Consider the following 15,308-nt stretch of genomic DNA (forward strand, 5'->3'; position numbering starts at 1 on the left):
GGGGCCGGGCCCTCAACTCGGCGGGGTGGTCAGCCCGTTCCGACACCGTCCGTGTCACCGGCCGCGGACACCCGCTGCCCGGGCACGGCGTTGGCCAGCTCGGCCTCGGCGCCGGCCGCCGCGGCCCGTGACTCCTGACCGACGTTGCGCGTCTCGGCCTTGAGCGCGAGGTTCGCGACGGCGGTGTTGAACTGGACGAGCGAGGTCGGCTCGTCCGGGCCCAGCAGGTACTGCTTGAGCTCCTTGCGGTCCTCGGCCAGCGGGTCGGCGGCCGGGTCACGGACCGCGCTGAGCAACTCGCCCAGCTCCTCGGCGCTGTTGGACAGGATCACCGCGGCACGCACCGCCGTGTTGTTCCGCTTGAACTCCTCGACACCCACCGCCGCGGAGTCGGTGACCGCGTAGGGCTTGCCGCTCGCGATGAAGTCGGAGACCACGCTGGAGATGTCGGAGACCATCGCGTCGGAGACGTTGAAGCAGTCGTACAGGCGCGGCTGGGCGCCGGTGATGACGCGGTGCTCCCAGGCGGGGAAGGAACGCCAGTAGGCGTCGTTCCACTCGGCGCGCAGCCGGGCGACCTCCTCGTGCCGGGCGACGTCGACCAGGCCGTCACGGGTGGCCTCGGCCTCGTCGCGCCCGCTGCCGCCGGAGCCGGACAGCTCGGCCAGCCGGGCCTCGATCCGGGCCAGCTCGGTCTTGGCCTGCGCCTGGGCGGCCGTGTCGGGGGTGAACCGCGTGTCGATGGCGCGCGCGGCGGCGGCCTTCTGCACCAAGGCCGTGATGCGCTGGTGGGCGGCCTTGGCCTCCTTGCTGACGTTGCCGGTGAACGGGTGCGGCTTGTACAGGACGCGGACCGGCGGGTCGGCCTGCACGAGCCGCTGCACGATGTTCTCGCCGGCCAGCACCACCGAGGTGTTGCCCGGGTTGCCGTCCCAGCCCTCCCAGGTGGGGGCGTACAGGACGGTCGGGATCCGCCCGTCGGGCACGCCCTGCCAGGTCTGGATCGGGGCGAGCTGCGGGCGGCCGACCTCGACGATGTCCTCGTCGCGGACACCGACGTCGGCGATGGCGTAGCGGTCGCGGCCCGCGCGGCCGGCGGTCCACACCTCGTCGTAGACCTTGCTGTACGGGTTGACGCTGGCGAGCTTGTCGCTGTCGCCGTGGCCGATGAAGACGTGCTTGATGGTGGGCACGCGCAGCATGTGGATGTTCTTGCCGACGTTCGCCGCGTAGAGCGCGACGCGCACCGTGGACAGGTCCAGGTTCATCAGGTGCACCCCTCCGGGCACGCAGATGACGGGGACCGTGGTGGGCGCCAGATTGTTCAGGATGGCCCGCTCACGCAGGATGATCAGCGGCTTGGAGTCCAGCTTCTCCATGGTGTCCAGCCACATGTTGACCTGGTACGCGGAGTCCTTGGAGCCGGAGAAGTACAGGACGGTCTCCGGCTGGTACTCGGCCAGCCAGTCGTCGACGGCCGCCAGGACCTTCTCGGCGTTCGGCGGGATCCTCCGGCCGCGCACGTACGGCACGAGCGCCAGGACGTACAGGGTGGCGACGGCCACCGTGATGCCGATGCCGACGAAGCCGACGAGGGCCGACTTCACCTGGGCGGCGAGCAGGATGCCGGCGACCGCCGCGAGGTCGAGGTGCAGCATCTTCTCGGCGGAGCGGTGCAGCAGCTTGCGCGGCGGGGCGTCCGGGATGCGGATGCGGGACTTGAGGTCGACGTTGCGCGTGGCGACCGGCATGCGGCGGCGGTTGCGGATCAGCTGGACCAGCGCACCGTGCGGGGCCTGCAGACCGTAGAAGGCGATGAAGCAGGCGATCGCCCCGTAGTAGATCAGGTTGTCCGCGAGGGACAGCCGGGCCAGCAGCAGGACGAGCAGCAGCTGCCGGATCAGGAAGCGGATCGACAGGCCGGCCCGCACCTTGCCGAGGCGGTTGATCAGGTAGCTGCCCTTGCGGTGCAGATAGTGGTCCGCCAGGTACGTCACGGCGGCCGCTGCCGCGAAGGCGGGGACGCTCGGGACGAGCGCGGCCAGCATGAGGCAGGGGAAGCCCAGCATCATGAGGACCGCCGCGGCCAGCTCGGCCGCGCTGCCCACCCGGGCGACGCGAATAGCGGTGGATATCACGGAGAAACCTGCTCTTGGGAGGGGTGTGCCGGTCTTGGTTCGAGAATGCGGCTGGTCTGTGAATATTCGCTTGGGGTATGGATTCAGGCCCCTGCGAACACTCCTGTTGACGAAACCCGTTAACAGGAGGGCGCAGAGGCCTGAATTACTGAAGTCTATTTGGCGCCAATTATTACACGCCGTCCTGCCGGTCCAGCACCGTCGCCAGTGCCTGCTCGAAGCCGGAGGCCCGGGCCGCGCCGGCGGTCGGGTCCTGCTGGCGGACGTCGATGACGTGGCCGGTCAGCTCGGAGAGCAGCACGTCGAGCGAGGTGCGGGCCACGGCCTCGGAGGACAGCAGGGAGCCGGCCGGCTCCTGGCCGAAGGCCTTGGTGCGCATGGGGGTGGCGGTGCGCTCGGGGTTGATGCAGTTGACGCGGACGCCGTCGCCGGCCCACTCGTCGGACAGCGCCTGGGTGAGGTTCACCATGGCGGCCTTGGTCGAGGAGTACAGGCTGTACTCGGCGCGACCGCGGGTGTAGCTGCTGGAGGTGTACAGCAGCAGCTGGCCCTTGGTCTCGGACAGGTACTTGTACGACGAACGGGCGATCTGCACCGGGGCCAGGTAGTTGACCTTCAGCGCCTCCTCGATGGTGGCGTTGTCGGTCTCGGCGAGCTTGCCTATGCGCAGCACGCCGGCGGTGTTGACCACGTAGTCGATACGGCCGGTCTCGGCGTACGCCTTGGACAGGGCGTCGTCGACCTCCTCCGGGTTCTCCACGTGCGTGCCGGTGGTGGAGCGGCCGAGGGCGTAGACCTTGGCGCCGTAGGACTCGGCGAGTTCGCCGATGTCCTTGCCGATGCCGTAGGAGCCGCCGAAGACGACCATGGTCTTGCCGGTGAGGAGCTCGCGGTAGGCCTCCTCGGAGACCTGCTCGGGCGCGGCGGTCGAGGCGAGCTGGAAGAGCTTGTCGGCGATGAAGACGTCGACGGGCTGGGTGACCTTCATGTTGTACTCGTCACCCGCGACGACGTGGATCGGCACGTCCGGCAGGTACTTGAGCACGACGGTGCAGTCGTCGGTGGCCTGGAAGTTGGGGTCGCCGGCGGCGACCTCGTAGGCCCGCTTGATCGTGGACAGCTTGAAGGCCTGCGGGGTCTGGCCGCGGCGCAGCCGGGAGCGGTCCGGGATCTCGGTGATGAACTCGCCGTCCTCGCCGTGCGTGCGCGTGACGATGATGGTGTCGGCGGAGGGGATGGCCACGTCGACGGCCTGGTAGCGCTCCAGCGCCACGACGCAGTCGTCGATGACGCGCTGCGACAGCAGGGGGCGCACGGCGTCGTGGAAGAGGACGTTGGCGTCCTCGCCCTCGGCCAGGCCCTCGCCCAGCGCGGCGATGGCGCGCTCGGTGGTCTCGTTCCGCGTGGAGCCGCCCTCGATGACCCTCGAGACCTTCTTGAATCCGGCCTTCGCGACGATCTTCTCGACGTCGGGCACGTAGCCCGGCGCCATCAGCACGATGATGTCGTCGATCGAGTCCGCGTTCTCGAAGGTGGTCAGCGTGTGCTCGATGACTGCCTTGCCGGCGATCTTCAGCAGCTGCTTGGGGATCGACAGACCCACCCGCTGACCGGTGCCACCGGCCAGGATCACTGCGGTGGTACGGGGCTTGGCTATGTGCTGGGACACAGGTGACCTACCTTGGGGCGACAGGGAACTTGGAAATGGTCCCACTTCGGGTTACCGCAGTGCAAGGTGAGCGACCTCTGCCGCATATGTGCGCGCAACCTGTCATTCACCTCCCACTCCTGGTGATTGGTGAGACGGTTCCGCGGGCCTCCGGGAAATGCGCTGTGAGTAACTCCACAGGGGCTCAGCGACGTCGGAGACGCTTGGGACAGCGGTGCCCGAGGACCTTCACGAGTTCCTTGGACGATGTCTGGTGCACGGTACGCGCTTTGGCGGTGTGGGCCGCATCGGCGAGTGCTCCGTACAGCGTCGACCGCTCCGTACGGCGGCGGCGGGGCGGTGACGGACGGCACGGTGTGCCGATCTTCACGCCCGCGGGCGTGGGACCGCACGCGTTCTTCATATGGATGACCGCGCCGCTGCGGACAAGTCGTGAATACCGCTCGTCCGGCGTCTCCTCCGGCGTCTCCTCCGTTGTCTCATTGCCGCGGGAATTCCCGGTCAAGATTCCGCAGCATTTCGGTCTCGGCGAGGTAAGGGAACCGATTCGCCGCGGGACGAACCGAGAAGAGCCTGGGACCCGCACGGGTCCCAGGCTCTTCGGCCGTCATCCGGAAGGGGGTCAGACGACCTCGACGCCCGGCCGGCCCGCCTCGACCCTCAGCCGGGCCAGCGTGCTCGGCGTCGCGGTGGGCTGCCGCACGGTGTCGACCACGCGCACCTGCGCGTCGATGCCGTCCCGGCCGACGTCGAACAGGTGGTAGCCGCGGTGCGCGTCGAGCAGCTTCCAGTGCGGGTTGTCCGGCCGCCGCGGGTCCCACTCCTTGCGGAAGGCCTCCTGGTTCTGGTCGCCGTTGCTGGAGATGGAGGTGCCGACGAACTCGGCGCCGACGACGCCGGATTCCGGGTCGGCGTAGTCCTCCTTGAGGTCGCTGATCATCGTCAGGTGCCGGTCGCCGGAGAGCACGACGGGGTTGCGGACCTGCTTGAACTCCTGGAGGAACTGGTTGCGCTCGGCCTGGTAGCCGTCCCAGGCGTCGTAGAACCAGAGCTTGCCCTCGCCGACCTGGAGGTCCGTCTCCGCCATCATGATCTGCGAGGCGATCAGGTTCCAGCGGGCGGGCGAGTCCTGGAGCGAGTTCAGCAGCCACCGCTTCTGCTGCGCGCCCAGCATGGTCAGCGAGGGGTCCTGGGCGCCGGTCTGGCTGGTGGCCTGGTCGCTGCGGTACTGCCGGGTGTCCAGGACGTTGAGCCGGGCCAGGCCGCCGAACTCCAGGCGGCGGTACATGCGGATGTGCGGGCCGTTCGGGACGGCGGTCGCGCGGACCGGCATGTGCTCGTAGAAGGCCTGGTAGGCCGCGGTCAGCCGGGCGACGAACGCGTCGTGCGGCTGCTTGTCCGGGTCCTGCGGGATCTCGCCGGCGAAGTCGTTGTCCACCTCGTGGTCGTCGAAGGTCACCACGAAGGGCGCGTGCGCGTGCATCGCCGCCAGGTCGGGGTCGGTGCGGTACTGGGCGTACCGGTTGCGGTACTGGGCGAGGCTGAACGGCTCACCGCTCCCCTCGTGCCGGCGTACGGCCGTGGCCGACGGGGTGGACTCGTAGATGTAGTCGCCGACGAACACCACGACGTCCGGGTCCTGCTCCAGCATGTCTGCGTATGGCGTGAAATAGCCGTGCTGCCAGTTCTGGCAGGAGGCGAGAGCCATGCGCAGGGAGCCACCGGAGCTGTGCGGGTGGGGCGCGGTACGGGTGCGGCCGGCGGGCGAGAGCTGGCCGCCGGTGCGGAAGCGGTACCAGTAGACGCGGTCCGGGCGCAGCCCGCGTACGTCCACGTGAACGCTGTGCCCGTACTCGGGCCGGGCCTGGGCGGTGCCGCGACGGACGAGCTTTCTGAACCGGTGGTCCTCCGCGAGCTGCCACTCCACGGGCACCACCCGGTCGGGCATGCCGCCGCCGTTCAGCGGGTCCGGGGCGAGCCTGGTCCACAGCACGATGCCGTCCGGCAGCGGGTCACCTGAGGCGACGCCGAGGCTGAACACACCGTCGGGCAGTGGCGTCTCGGCCGCGTGCGCGGCGGCCGGGAGCCACAGCTGGGCGGAGGCCGCGGCACCGACCACGGCGGCGCCGGCGGTCAGGAAGCGGCGTCGGTCGGGGGAAACTGCTCCGGTCATCAGGTGACTCCCTTACCTCGCTGGCCACTTGGACTCTGGGAAGCTTCACGTTCGCGGGCGGTCCGCCCGCTGAACGCCGGGGTTCACGTACATGACAACTAAGCAGACAAAAAGAGACTCGCCGCCAGCACCGGAACAAGCCGTTGCTGGGGCGAGTCTGACAGGTGATCAGTCGGCGAAAGCGGTGCCGAGCCTTGCGTCCGTGGCGGTCGTGCCGAGGAGCGTGTTGCCGAAGGTGGTGGTGCCGTTGGGGCTCACCACGGTGGTCGGACCGGACCTGAAGTACCAGACGGACCCGGCCTTGCCGTTCTCCCCCGGCGCGCCGGCGGCCAGGTCGGCCAGGCCGTCGTGGTCGGCGTCGGCGAGGTGCACGGCCCCGCCGAAGGTGTCGCCCTGTTCGGCGGCGCCCGGCACATTGGGCGTGTTCTGCGTGACCACCTGTGCGCCGGTGCCGGTGAGGCCCTGTGCGGTGCCGCGCAGGACGACGACCGCGCCCGCGCCGGTCACGCCGTCCAGGTCCTCGCCGGGAAGGCCGGTCGCCACGTCCGGGTATCCGTCGCCGTTGACGTCGGCGATCCGGACGTCGGTCCCGAAGCCGTCGCCCCGCTCGGCGCTGCCGGGCACGCCGGGGCTGTCCTGGTTCAGGAACGTGGCCTTGGCGCCGTCGGGTCCGTCCGGGGTGCCGGGGATCCAGGCGACCCGGCCGCCCTTGGCGAGCGGGGTGTCGAGGTCGCTGTCGTACCCGTCGACGGCCCGGCCGACCACGATGTCGTCGACACCGTCCTGGTCGACGTCCCCGATGTCGAGGTTCTCGCCGCCCTGGAGCCGGTGGCCGTCACCGCCCTGCACGGTGGTGTACGGCGAGAGTCCCTGCTCGGAGCCCGGCCAGTACACGACCCGCCGGGCGTCGTACTCGTCGCCGTCGTTCTCGGTGGCGGCGATGTCCGTGACGCCGTCGCCGTTGACGTCACCGGCGGCCAGGTCGAGGACGCGGCTGTCGAACTCGTCCTTGACGACCTGCTCGCCGTGGGCCGTGCCGCCGTCCCGGGTGAACGGGCCGCTCAGCACGCGCAGGTCGTGCTGGTTCGCCACGGTCACCAGATCCGCGGCTCCGTCGCCGTTCACGTCCCCGACGGTCAGGTGGCCCTTGCCGCCGAGCCCGTCGTACGCCTTTCCGGTGGCGAGGACGGGACCGCCGGTCAGCCCCTCGGGGCCGCCCCACAGGACCTCGGCCATCCCGGACTCGGCACCACCGTCGGCCGTGTCCTCACGGCCGACACCCACGACCAGGTCCGCGTACCCGTCGCGGTCGAGGTCGGCGGTGCTGAGCGCGCTGCCGAACGCGTCGTCGGTCTCGGGACTGCCGGGCACACCGGCCGTGCTCTGGCTGAGGACCTGCCTCGTCGAGATGTTCAGCCCGTTCTTCGAGCCGTAGACGACGGCGACGTAGCCGGCGCCCTTCTTGCCGTCGACGGTCGCGCTCGGGGCGGCCACCGCGAGGTCGGCGTAACCGTCGCCGTTGAGGTCGTCGTGGAGCTTCGTCGCGGCGGACTCGGCGGCGCCGGCGCCGGGGGCGGCGTGCGCGGCCACCGGGGCGGTGACGGCGGCGACGACGGCGACCGCCGCCGCGACTCCGACGCCCCGGCCGATCCTGCGCTTGCTCGTGGACTGAGGCACGTACGTCAACTCCGTTGATCGCATGGGCAGTTGCTACACGGCGAGGAACAAGATCCTCATCCGCTCTGCCCTGTACGACACACGGACGAGCGACTTGGTTGCATCAAAGTCGGTCGCAAATTTGCTTTTTGTTAACTCAGAACGGCTCGAAGTCGTCGAACTCCCGCTGCGCCTCGTCCCGCTCGGCCTGGCGGTCCCTGCGGCGCTGCGCGGCCGGACGCTCCCCTTCGAACCGGTGGTCCTCGCCCCGTCGGCCGAGCATCTCCGCCCCGGCCGTCAGGGACGGCTCCCAGTCGAAGACGACGGCGTTGTCCTCGGGCCCGATGGCGACTCCGTCCCCGCCGCGGGCGCCCGCCTTCACGAGCTCCTCCTCGACGCCGAGGCGGTTGAGCCGGTCCGCGAGGTAGCCGACCGCCTCGTCGTTGTTGAAGTCGGTCTGCCGCACCCAGCGCTCGGGCTTCTCCCCGCGCACCCGGAACAAACCGTCGGCCTCGCGCTGCACGGTGAAGCCGGTGTCGTCCACGGCCTTGGGCCGGATCACGATCCGGGTGGCCTCTTCCTTCGGCTTCGCCGCCCGCGCCTTCGCGACGAGCTCACCGAGCGCGTACGACAGCTCCTTCAGGCCCATGTGCGCCACGGCCGACACCTCGAAGACGCGGTAGCCGCGCGCCTCCAGGTCGGGCCGCACCATGTCGGCCAGGTCCTTGCCGTCCGGTACGTCGATCTTGTTCATGACGACGATCCGCGGCCGGTTGTCCAGACCGCCGTACTGCCGCAGCTCCTCCTCGATGATGTCGAGGTCGGAGACCGGGTCACGGTCGGACTCCAGCGTGGCGGTGTCCAGGACGTGCACGAGCACACTGCACCGCTCCACGTGCCGCAGGAACTCCAGGCCGAGGCCCTTGCCCTGGCTGGCTCCGGGGATCAGGCCGGGCACGTCGGCGATGGTGTAGACCGTCGAACCGGCCGTGACGACGCCGAGGTTCGGCACGAGCGTGGTGAAGGGGTAGTCGGCGATCTTCGGCTTGGCGGCGCTCAGCACCGAGATCAGGGACGACTTGCCGGCGCTCGGGTAGCCGACGAGCGCCACGTCGGCGACCGTCTTCAGCTCCAGGACGATATCCCGCAGGTCTCCGGGCTCGCCGAGCAGCGCGAATCCGGGCGCCTTGCGCCGCGCGGATGCCAGCGCCGCGTTGCCGAGCCCGCCCCGGCCGCCCTGCGCGGCGACGAACGACGTGCCGTGCCCGACCAGGTCGGCCAGGACGTTGCCCGCCTTGTCGAGCACGACCGTGCCGTCCGGTACCGGCAGCACCAGGTCCTGGCCGTCCTTGCCGAAGCGGTTGCCGCCCTCGCCGGGCTTGCCGTTGGTGGCCTTGCGGTGCGGGGAGTGGTGGTAGTCGAGGAGCGTGGTGATCGACTGGTCGACGGTGAGGATCACGTCCCCGCCGCGACCGCCGTTGCCGCCGTCGGGCCCGCCCAGCGGCTTGAACTTCTCGCGGTGGACGGAGGCACAGCCGTGACCTCCGTTACCCGCGGCGACATGCAGCTCGACGCGGTCCACGAAGGTGGTCATGGTGTGTGCCTCCAGTTACGTACGGGTTCTTCTTTTTGGTACGGGTTGTTCTCGGACCAACACGCGAAAGGCGGACCCGCTTCCCGTGGGGGAAGTGAGGTCCGCCTCGCGAAAGTCTCCGGTCAGGCGACCGGAACGATGTTCACGACCTTGCGGCCACGGTGGGTGCCGAACTGCACCGAACCGGCCTCGAGGGCGAACAGCGTGTCGTCGCCACCACGGCCGACGCCGGCGCCCGGGTGGAAGTGGGTGCCGCGCTGGCGGACCAGGATCTCACCCGCGTTGACGACCTGACCGCCGAAGCGCTTCACGCCGAGCCGCTGGGCATTGGAGTCGCGACCGTTCCGGGTGGACGATGCGCCCTTCTTGTGTGCCATTTCTCCTCAGTCCCTTACTTCGCAGCCGTGGGGATCTCGGTGACCTTGATCGCCGTGTACTGCTGGCGGTGGCCCTGCCGACGACGGTAACCGGTCTTGTTCTTGTAGCGCAGAATGTCGATCTTCTGGCCCTTGTGGTGGTCCACGACCTCGGCCTGGACCTTGATGCCGGCCAGCACCCACGGGTCGCTGGTCACGGCCTCGCCGTCGACAACGAGCAGGGTCGAGAGCTCGACCGTGTCGCCAACCTTGGCAGTGGAAATCTTGTCAACCTCAACGATGTCGCCGACAGCAACCTTGTGCTGGCGACCACCGCTGCGCACGATGGCGTACACGCGGAACTCACTCTCTCGCTCGGGAAACGGCACCCCCGCAGTCCAGTCACCCGCGACAGCGCGCGAACGACCTCTCCCGATCACGGCCCGTGTCCGGGAGGATGAGGTTTACGGGGATGTGGCGCGCCTGACGACACGCCGACGGTCAAGGTTACGGGGCCACGGCCGAGAGGGTCAAACCGGGCCCCTCGAAGCTCAGGATCCGAGGCTCTCCCGGTAGGCCACGCACGCCTCGTACGAGGGCAGCAGCCCCTGTTCCCGGGCCTCGGCCAGGGTGGGCGCCTGCTCGTCCTTGGCGGAGAGCAGCGGGGTGATGTCGGCGGGCCAGTCGATGCCGAGGGCCGGGTCGAGCGGCTGGATGCCGTGCTCCCGCTCGGGGGCGTAGCCCTCGGAGCAGAGGTAGACCACGGTGGCGTCGTCGGTCAGCGCCATGAAGCCGTGGCCGAGCCCCTCGGAGAGGTACAGCGCGTGGTGGTCCCGGTCGTCGAGACGGACGAGCTCCGACTGGCCGAAGGTGGGTGAGCCGGTCCGGATGTCCACGACCACGTCGAGCACCGCACCGCGCACGCACTTGACGTACTTGGCCTGGCTGGGCGGCACGTCCGCGAAGTGGATGCCGCGCAGGGTGCCCCGGGCGGAGACCGACATGTTGGCCTGGGCCAGCTTCAGCGGGTGGCCGACCGCCTCGGTGAAGAGCGGGGCCTTGAACCACTCGTGGAAGCTGCCACGGCTGTCGGGGAAGACCTTCGGCTCGTGCACCCAGGCGCCGGAGATGGAAAGGGGCCGCATCACAGTCTCCTCAGCTCTTCTTCAGCGCTCTTCTTCCGGGGATTCGATCAGTCTAGGGACATGCGCCGCCGCCGGGGGCCGAAGGGCGTGAGGAAGCGATCCGCCCCCGGCCGTCGGACCGGGGGCGGATCACTTCCTGCGTTCGGCGCGGGGCGTCAGGCCTCGTCCGCCGGGCTCGACACGGACGGGACGGACTGCTGCTCCGCGGCCGCCGTCTTCTTCGACGCCGCCTTCTTCGCGGTCGTCTTCTTCGTGGCGGTCTTCTTCGCGGCCGTCTTCTTGGCCGTCGTCGTCTTCTTGGCCGCCGTCTTCTTGGTGGCGGCCTTCTTCGCCGTGGCCTTCTTGGCCGTCTTGCGGGCGGCCTTCTTGGCCGGGGCCGGCTCCTCGGACACCTCGCCCGCCTCGGCGGCGGCCGGGGCCTCGTCGGCGGTCGCGGACACGACCACGACGGCCGCCTCCTCGGACGCCGTCGGCGCGGTGGACTTGCGCACGGCGCGGCGACGCGGCCGGGCCGGCGCGGCGCTCTCGGCGGGCGCCTCGGCCGCTGCTGCCTGCTCGGCAGTCGCCCCGCCGGACGTCGGCTCCACGGACGTCGGCTCGCCGGACCGCGGCGCTTCGGACCTGTGCTCCGAAGCCGACTCCGAGACCGTCACCACGGTCGCCTCGGCCCCTGCCGGCGAACCGGCCGGAGCGGACACCTTGCGGGTGGCCCGCCGCCGGGTACGGCCCTTCGGCGCGGCCTCCTCCGCGGCCGGGGCCGCAGCCTCGACCACCGGGTCCTCGACGGCCATCGGCTCGGCCTGCGCCTCGGCGGCCGGCTCGGGCAGCACCGGACGTGCGGCCTCCTGCTCGGCCGTCACGTCCTGAGCCGTCGGCGCCTGCGCCTCGGCCTGCCCGGCCTCGCTCTTCCGGCCGGACCTGACCGGTTCGGGCGTCTGCTCGGCCGTCCTGGCGGCGTCACCGCCGCGCGGCGCACCCGCCGGAGCCGACGCCCGCCGGCTCGCCCGGCGTCGCGACCGGCCACGGCCGGCGGCGGCCTCCGCCTCGGCGGCGCTGCTGTACAGCTCCTCGTCGGGCTCGAAGGCCGGCCCGGGCAGCGCGATCGGCTCGGCGACCTCGGCACCCACCTCCGCCTCGGTCTCCGCCTCCTGCTCGGCGGTCTCGGCGACGGCGGCCTCGTGCACGTGCGGCTGCTCGGCGGCACCGGCGCGGGCCCGCTTCTTGCGCTTGCCGCCGCCTCCGGGGGAGGTCGGCTGTTCCATGTGCACGATGACACCGCGCCCGTTGCAGTGGACGCAGGTCTCGGAGAAGGACTCCAGCAGCCCCTGCCCGACCCGCTTGCGGGTCATCTGCACGAGCCCCAGCGAGGTCACCTCGGCCACCTGGTGCTTCGTACGGTCACGGCCCAGGCACTCGAGCAGGCGCCGCAGCACCAGGTCCCGGTTGGACTCCAGCACCATGTCGATGAAGTCGATGACGATGATGCCGCCGAGGTCGCGCAGCCTCAGCTGACGGACGATCTCCTCGGCCGCCTCCAGGTTGTTCCTGGTGACGGTCTCCTCGAGGTTGCCGCCCTGGCCGGTGAACTTGCCGGTGTTGACGTCGACGACGACCATCGCCTCGGTCCGGTCGATCACCAGCGAACCGCCGCTGGGCAGCCACACCTTGCGGTCGAGGGCCTTGGCGAGCTGCTCGTCGATCCGGTACGTGGCGAAGACGTCGACCTCGGAGGTCCACTTCGTCAGCCGCTCGGCGAGATCCGGCGCGACGTGCGAGACGTACCCGTGGATGGTCGACCAGGCCTCGTCACCGCTGACGACGACCTTGGAGAAGTCCTCGTTGAAGATGTCGCGCACGACCCGGACGGTCATGTCCGGCTCGCCGTAGAGCAGCGTCGGGGCGTTGCCGCTCTTGGCCTTCTTCTGGATGTCCTCCCACTGCTGCTGCAGCCGCTCGACGTCCCGGCGCAGCTCGTCCTCGCTCGCGCCCTCGGCGGCGGTGCGCACGATGACGCCCGCGTCCTCGGGGACGATCTTCTTGAGGATGGTCTTCAGCCGCGACCGCTCGGTGTCGGGCAGCTTGCGGCTGATGCCCGTCATGGAGCCCTCGGGGACGTACACGAGGTAGCGCCCGGGGAGGGAGACCTGGCTGGTCAGGCGGGCGCCCTTGTGACCGATCGGGTCCTTCGTCACCTGGACGAGCACCGACTGGCCGGACTTCAGGGCCGACTCGATACGGCGCGGCCCGTGGGCCATGCCGAGCGCCTCGAAGTTGACCTCACCGGCGTACAGGACGGCGTTGCGGCCCTTGCCGATGTCGATGAAGGCGGCCTCCATCGACGGCAGCACGTTCTGCACCTTGCCGAGGTAGACGTTGCCGACGTACGAGGTCGCCTGCTCCTTGTTGACGTAGTGCTCGACGAGCACGTCGTCCTCGAGGACGCCGATCTGCGTGCGGTCGCCGTGCTGGCGGACGACCATCACACGCTCGACGGCCTCGCGGCGGGCCAGGAACTCGGCCTCGGTGATGATCGGCACGCGCCGGCGGCCCTGCTCGCGGCCTTCCCGGCGGCGCTGCTTCTTGGCCTCCAGACGGGTCGAGCCCTTGATGGACTGCACCTCGTCGGACGGTTCGGCGCCCTTTTCCCGCGGGGGCCGGGGCTCGCGGACCTTGACGACCGTGCGCTCCGGGTCGCTCTCGGAGGGCTCGGAATCGCCCGTGGCGTCACCGGCACGGCGACGGCGGCGACGGCGCCGGCGGCTGCTGCTGGAGCCGCCCCCGCCGCCCGACTCGTCACGGTCGGCGTCCTCGGCGTCCTCCCGGTCCTCCTCGGTCTGCTCGGCGGTGTCCTCGGCGTCCTGCGCGGCCTGCTCGGACTCGGCGTCCTCGCCGTCCGTGTCGGACTCGGCGGACTCCCCACGCCGGCGGCGGCGACCGCCCCGGCGACGGCGGCGGCGCGAGCCGGCCCCCTCGGATTCGTCCTGGTCGTCGCCCTCGGCGGACTCCTCGGGCTCCTCGGGCTCCTCGGGCTCCTCCGTCTCGTCGACGGTGCTCTCCGCGGCGGCGGGCTCGGGGGCCCGGGCCGCCTCGGACTCGTCCGCGGAACCCCGGCGGCGGCGCCGACGACGCGATCCGCCGGACTGGTCCTCGCGCGTGCTCTCGGCCGCGGCGGACTCCTCCGCCTCCTCGGGCTCCTCGCTCCCGGCCGCCTCGGCGGCGGCAGCGGCGGCGGCCCGCTCCGGGGTCTGGAACTGGGGCTCGGTGAACACCGGCGCCTGGAACAGGGCGACGGCGGGCCGCGCGCGACGCGCCGACGAGTCGCCCTCGCCAGCGGCGTCCTGCGAAGCCTCGGCGCTCTTCGCGGCCTTCGCGGCCTTCGTGGTCTTGGCGGCCTTCGACGTCTGCCCGGGCTCGGCGAAACCACTGGCGGCCCGGCGGACGACCCGGCGGCGGCGACGCGGCCCGGCCTCCTCGTCCTCGCCGGTCTGGGCGGCGGGCGCGACGGCTTCGGCGGTGGTCTCGGAGGTGGCGGCCTCGGCGGCGGGGGTCTCGGCGGCAGCGGCCTCGGGGGCGGAGCTCTCGGCAGCGGTGGCCCTGGACGCGCGGGCGGGCTCGGCGGCGGGGGTCTCGGCCTCGGGAGCCTTCGTCTCCTCGGCGGTCACGTCCGCAGCAGCGGGCGCCTCGGTGGGCGCGGTGACCCGGCGCGTGGCACGACGCCGCGCCCGGCGCGGAGCGGCCTCCTCGGCGGGCTCCACGGCCTCGGCACCCTCGGCGGCACCGGCCGCGACGGGCTCGGCAGCGGTCGCCGCGGATGCCGCCGTCGTCTCGCTCGGCTCCGCCGGAGCCGCAGCAGGCGTGGCCACGCTGCGCGTCGCACGACGCCGGGTACGCCGGGGAGCGGCGTCCTCGGACACCTCGGCGGACGCGGGTGCCTCGGCCTGCTCCGACGCCTCGGAGGCGATCGGGGCGGCGGCGGTCACCGGCACCACGGTCTCGGCGGCCTCGGCGGCCTCCGGAGACCCGGCGGGCGCGGAGGCGCGGCGGACGGCGCGACGCCGCTTACGGGCGGCAGGCGCGGCGTCTTCCGCGGGCTCGCCGCTCTCGGCAGCCTCGGGGGTCTCCCGCGCGACGGCTTCCTCGTTCTCCTCGATCTCCTCGAGGTCCTCGGGATCCGCGGCCGGTATGGCCGGCGTGACGGTCTCCGCCACCGCGTCGGAGGCGCCGCCGACGGGCGGACCCGCCGGGCGGGACGCGGCACGGCGCCGCCGGCGGGGCGGCAGGGTGTCGCTGGGGGTGTTGTTCTGTTCGGAGCCCGTGGAGGAGGACTCTGTGGGTTCGGTCGGTTCGAGCATGCGGGCTTGTCTCCCGTCAGGCTCCCGGGCGCCGCGCCTGGTCCGGCGGTGCCGGTGACGTCCGCGGCTCGCGCTGTGCGCGTCGCCGCCGTCCGGGGCGCGGGCGCCGCACGGGAGCTCTCCGTGTCCTGTCTCGCCGGTTCCGTACACCGAATGCGTACGGCCTGGCGAAAGTCTTCTGGTCGGTGCGCTGCCCGACCCAGGTGGCTCCCGAGTACGAGGGCG

General features: G+C 71.4%; 9 protein-coding genes. All 9 read right to left on the reverse strand.

All coding sequences use genetic code 11. From position 1 onward, the window contains the following. Window positions 1-29: 29 nt before the first annotated feature. Window positions 30-2,138, reverse strand: coding sequence for a hypothetical protein (locus ABEA82_RS02550; RefSeq protein WP_345659666.1), 2,109 nt, complete (start codon window positions 2,136-2,138; stop codon window positions 30-32). 172 nt (window positions 2,139-2,310) lie between these two features. Further along, complete coding sequence (locus tag ABEA82_RS02555; protein WP_345659667.1) at window positions 2,311-3,807, reverse strand: D-ribitol-5-phosphate cytidylyltransferase; 1,497 nt, start codon at window positions 3,805-3,807, stop codon at window positions 2,311-2,313. Window positions 3,808-4,429: 622 nt separating this feature from the next. Further along, window positions 4,430-5,980 (reverse strand): alkaline phosphatase D family protein, encoded by a 1,551-nt coding sequence (locus ABEA82_RS02560; RefSeq protein WP_345659668.1) that lies wholly within the window; start codon window positions 5,978-5,980, stop codon window positions 4,430-4,432. A gap of 168 nt (window positions 5,981-6,148) precedes the next feature. Beyond that, window positions 6,149-7,657 carry an FG-GAP-like repeat-containing protein gene (locus tag ABEA82_RS02565; protein WP_345659669.1) on the reverse strand — a complete coding sequence of 503 codons (1,509 nt, stop codon included), beginning with the start codon at window positions 7,655-7,657 and terminating at the stop codon, window positions 6,149-6,151. 136 nt (window positions 7,658-7,793) lie between these two features. Continuing rightward, on the reverse strand, window positions 7,794-9,230 hold the full coding sequence (gene obgE, locus ABEA82_RS02570; RefSeq protein ID WP_345659670.1) for a GTPase ObgE: 1,437 nt from the start codon (window positions 9,228-9,230) through the stop codon (window positions 7,794-7,796). Window positions 9,231-9,352: 122 nt separating this feature from the next. Continuing rightward, window positions 9,353-9,607 carry a 50S ribosomal protein L27 gene (gene rpmA, locus ABEA82_RS02575; protein ID WP_003990207.1) on the reverse strand — a complete coding sequence of 85 codons (255 nt, stop codon included), beginning with the start codon at window positions 9,605-9,607 and terminating at the stop codon, window positions 9,353-9,355. Window positions 9,608-9,621: 14 nt separating this feature from the next. Next, window positions 9,622-9,942: a 50S ribosomal protein L21 gene (gene rplU, locus ABEA82_RS02580; protein WP_345659671.1), complete on the reverse strand. Its 321-nt coding sequence runs from the start codon at window positions 9,940-9,942 to the stop codon at window positions 9,622-9,624. A 195-nt stretch (window positions 9,943-10,137) separates the two neighbouring features. After that, the gene (gene rfbC / locus ABEA82_RS02585; RefSeq protein ID WP_345659672.1) at window positions 10,138-10,731 is read right to left on the reverse strand and encodes a dTDP-4-dehydrorhamnose 3,5-epimerase; all 594 of its coding nucleotides are present in this window, start codon (window positions 10,729-10,731) and stop codon (window positions 10,138-10,140) included. Between the two features lie 155 nt (window positions 10,732-10,886). Beyond that, the gene (locus tag ABEA82_RS02590) at window positions 10,887-15,083 is read right to left on the reverse strand and encodes an Rne/Rng family ribonuclease (RefSeq protein ID WP_345659673.1); all 4,197 of its coding nucleotides are present in this window, start codon (window positions 15,081-15,083) and stop codon (window positions 10,887-10,889) included. Window positions 15,084-15,308: the final 225 nt, after the last annotated feature.

This window comes from Streptomyces venetus (assembly GCF_039540295.1).
In the GTDB taxonomy this organism is placed as follows: domain Bacteria; phylum Actinomycetota; class Actinomycetes; order Streptomycetales; family Streptomycetaceae; genus Streptomyces; species Streptomyces venetus.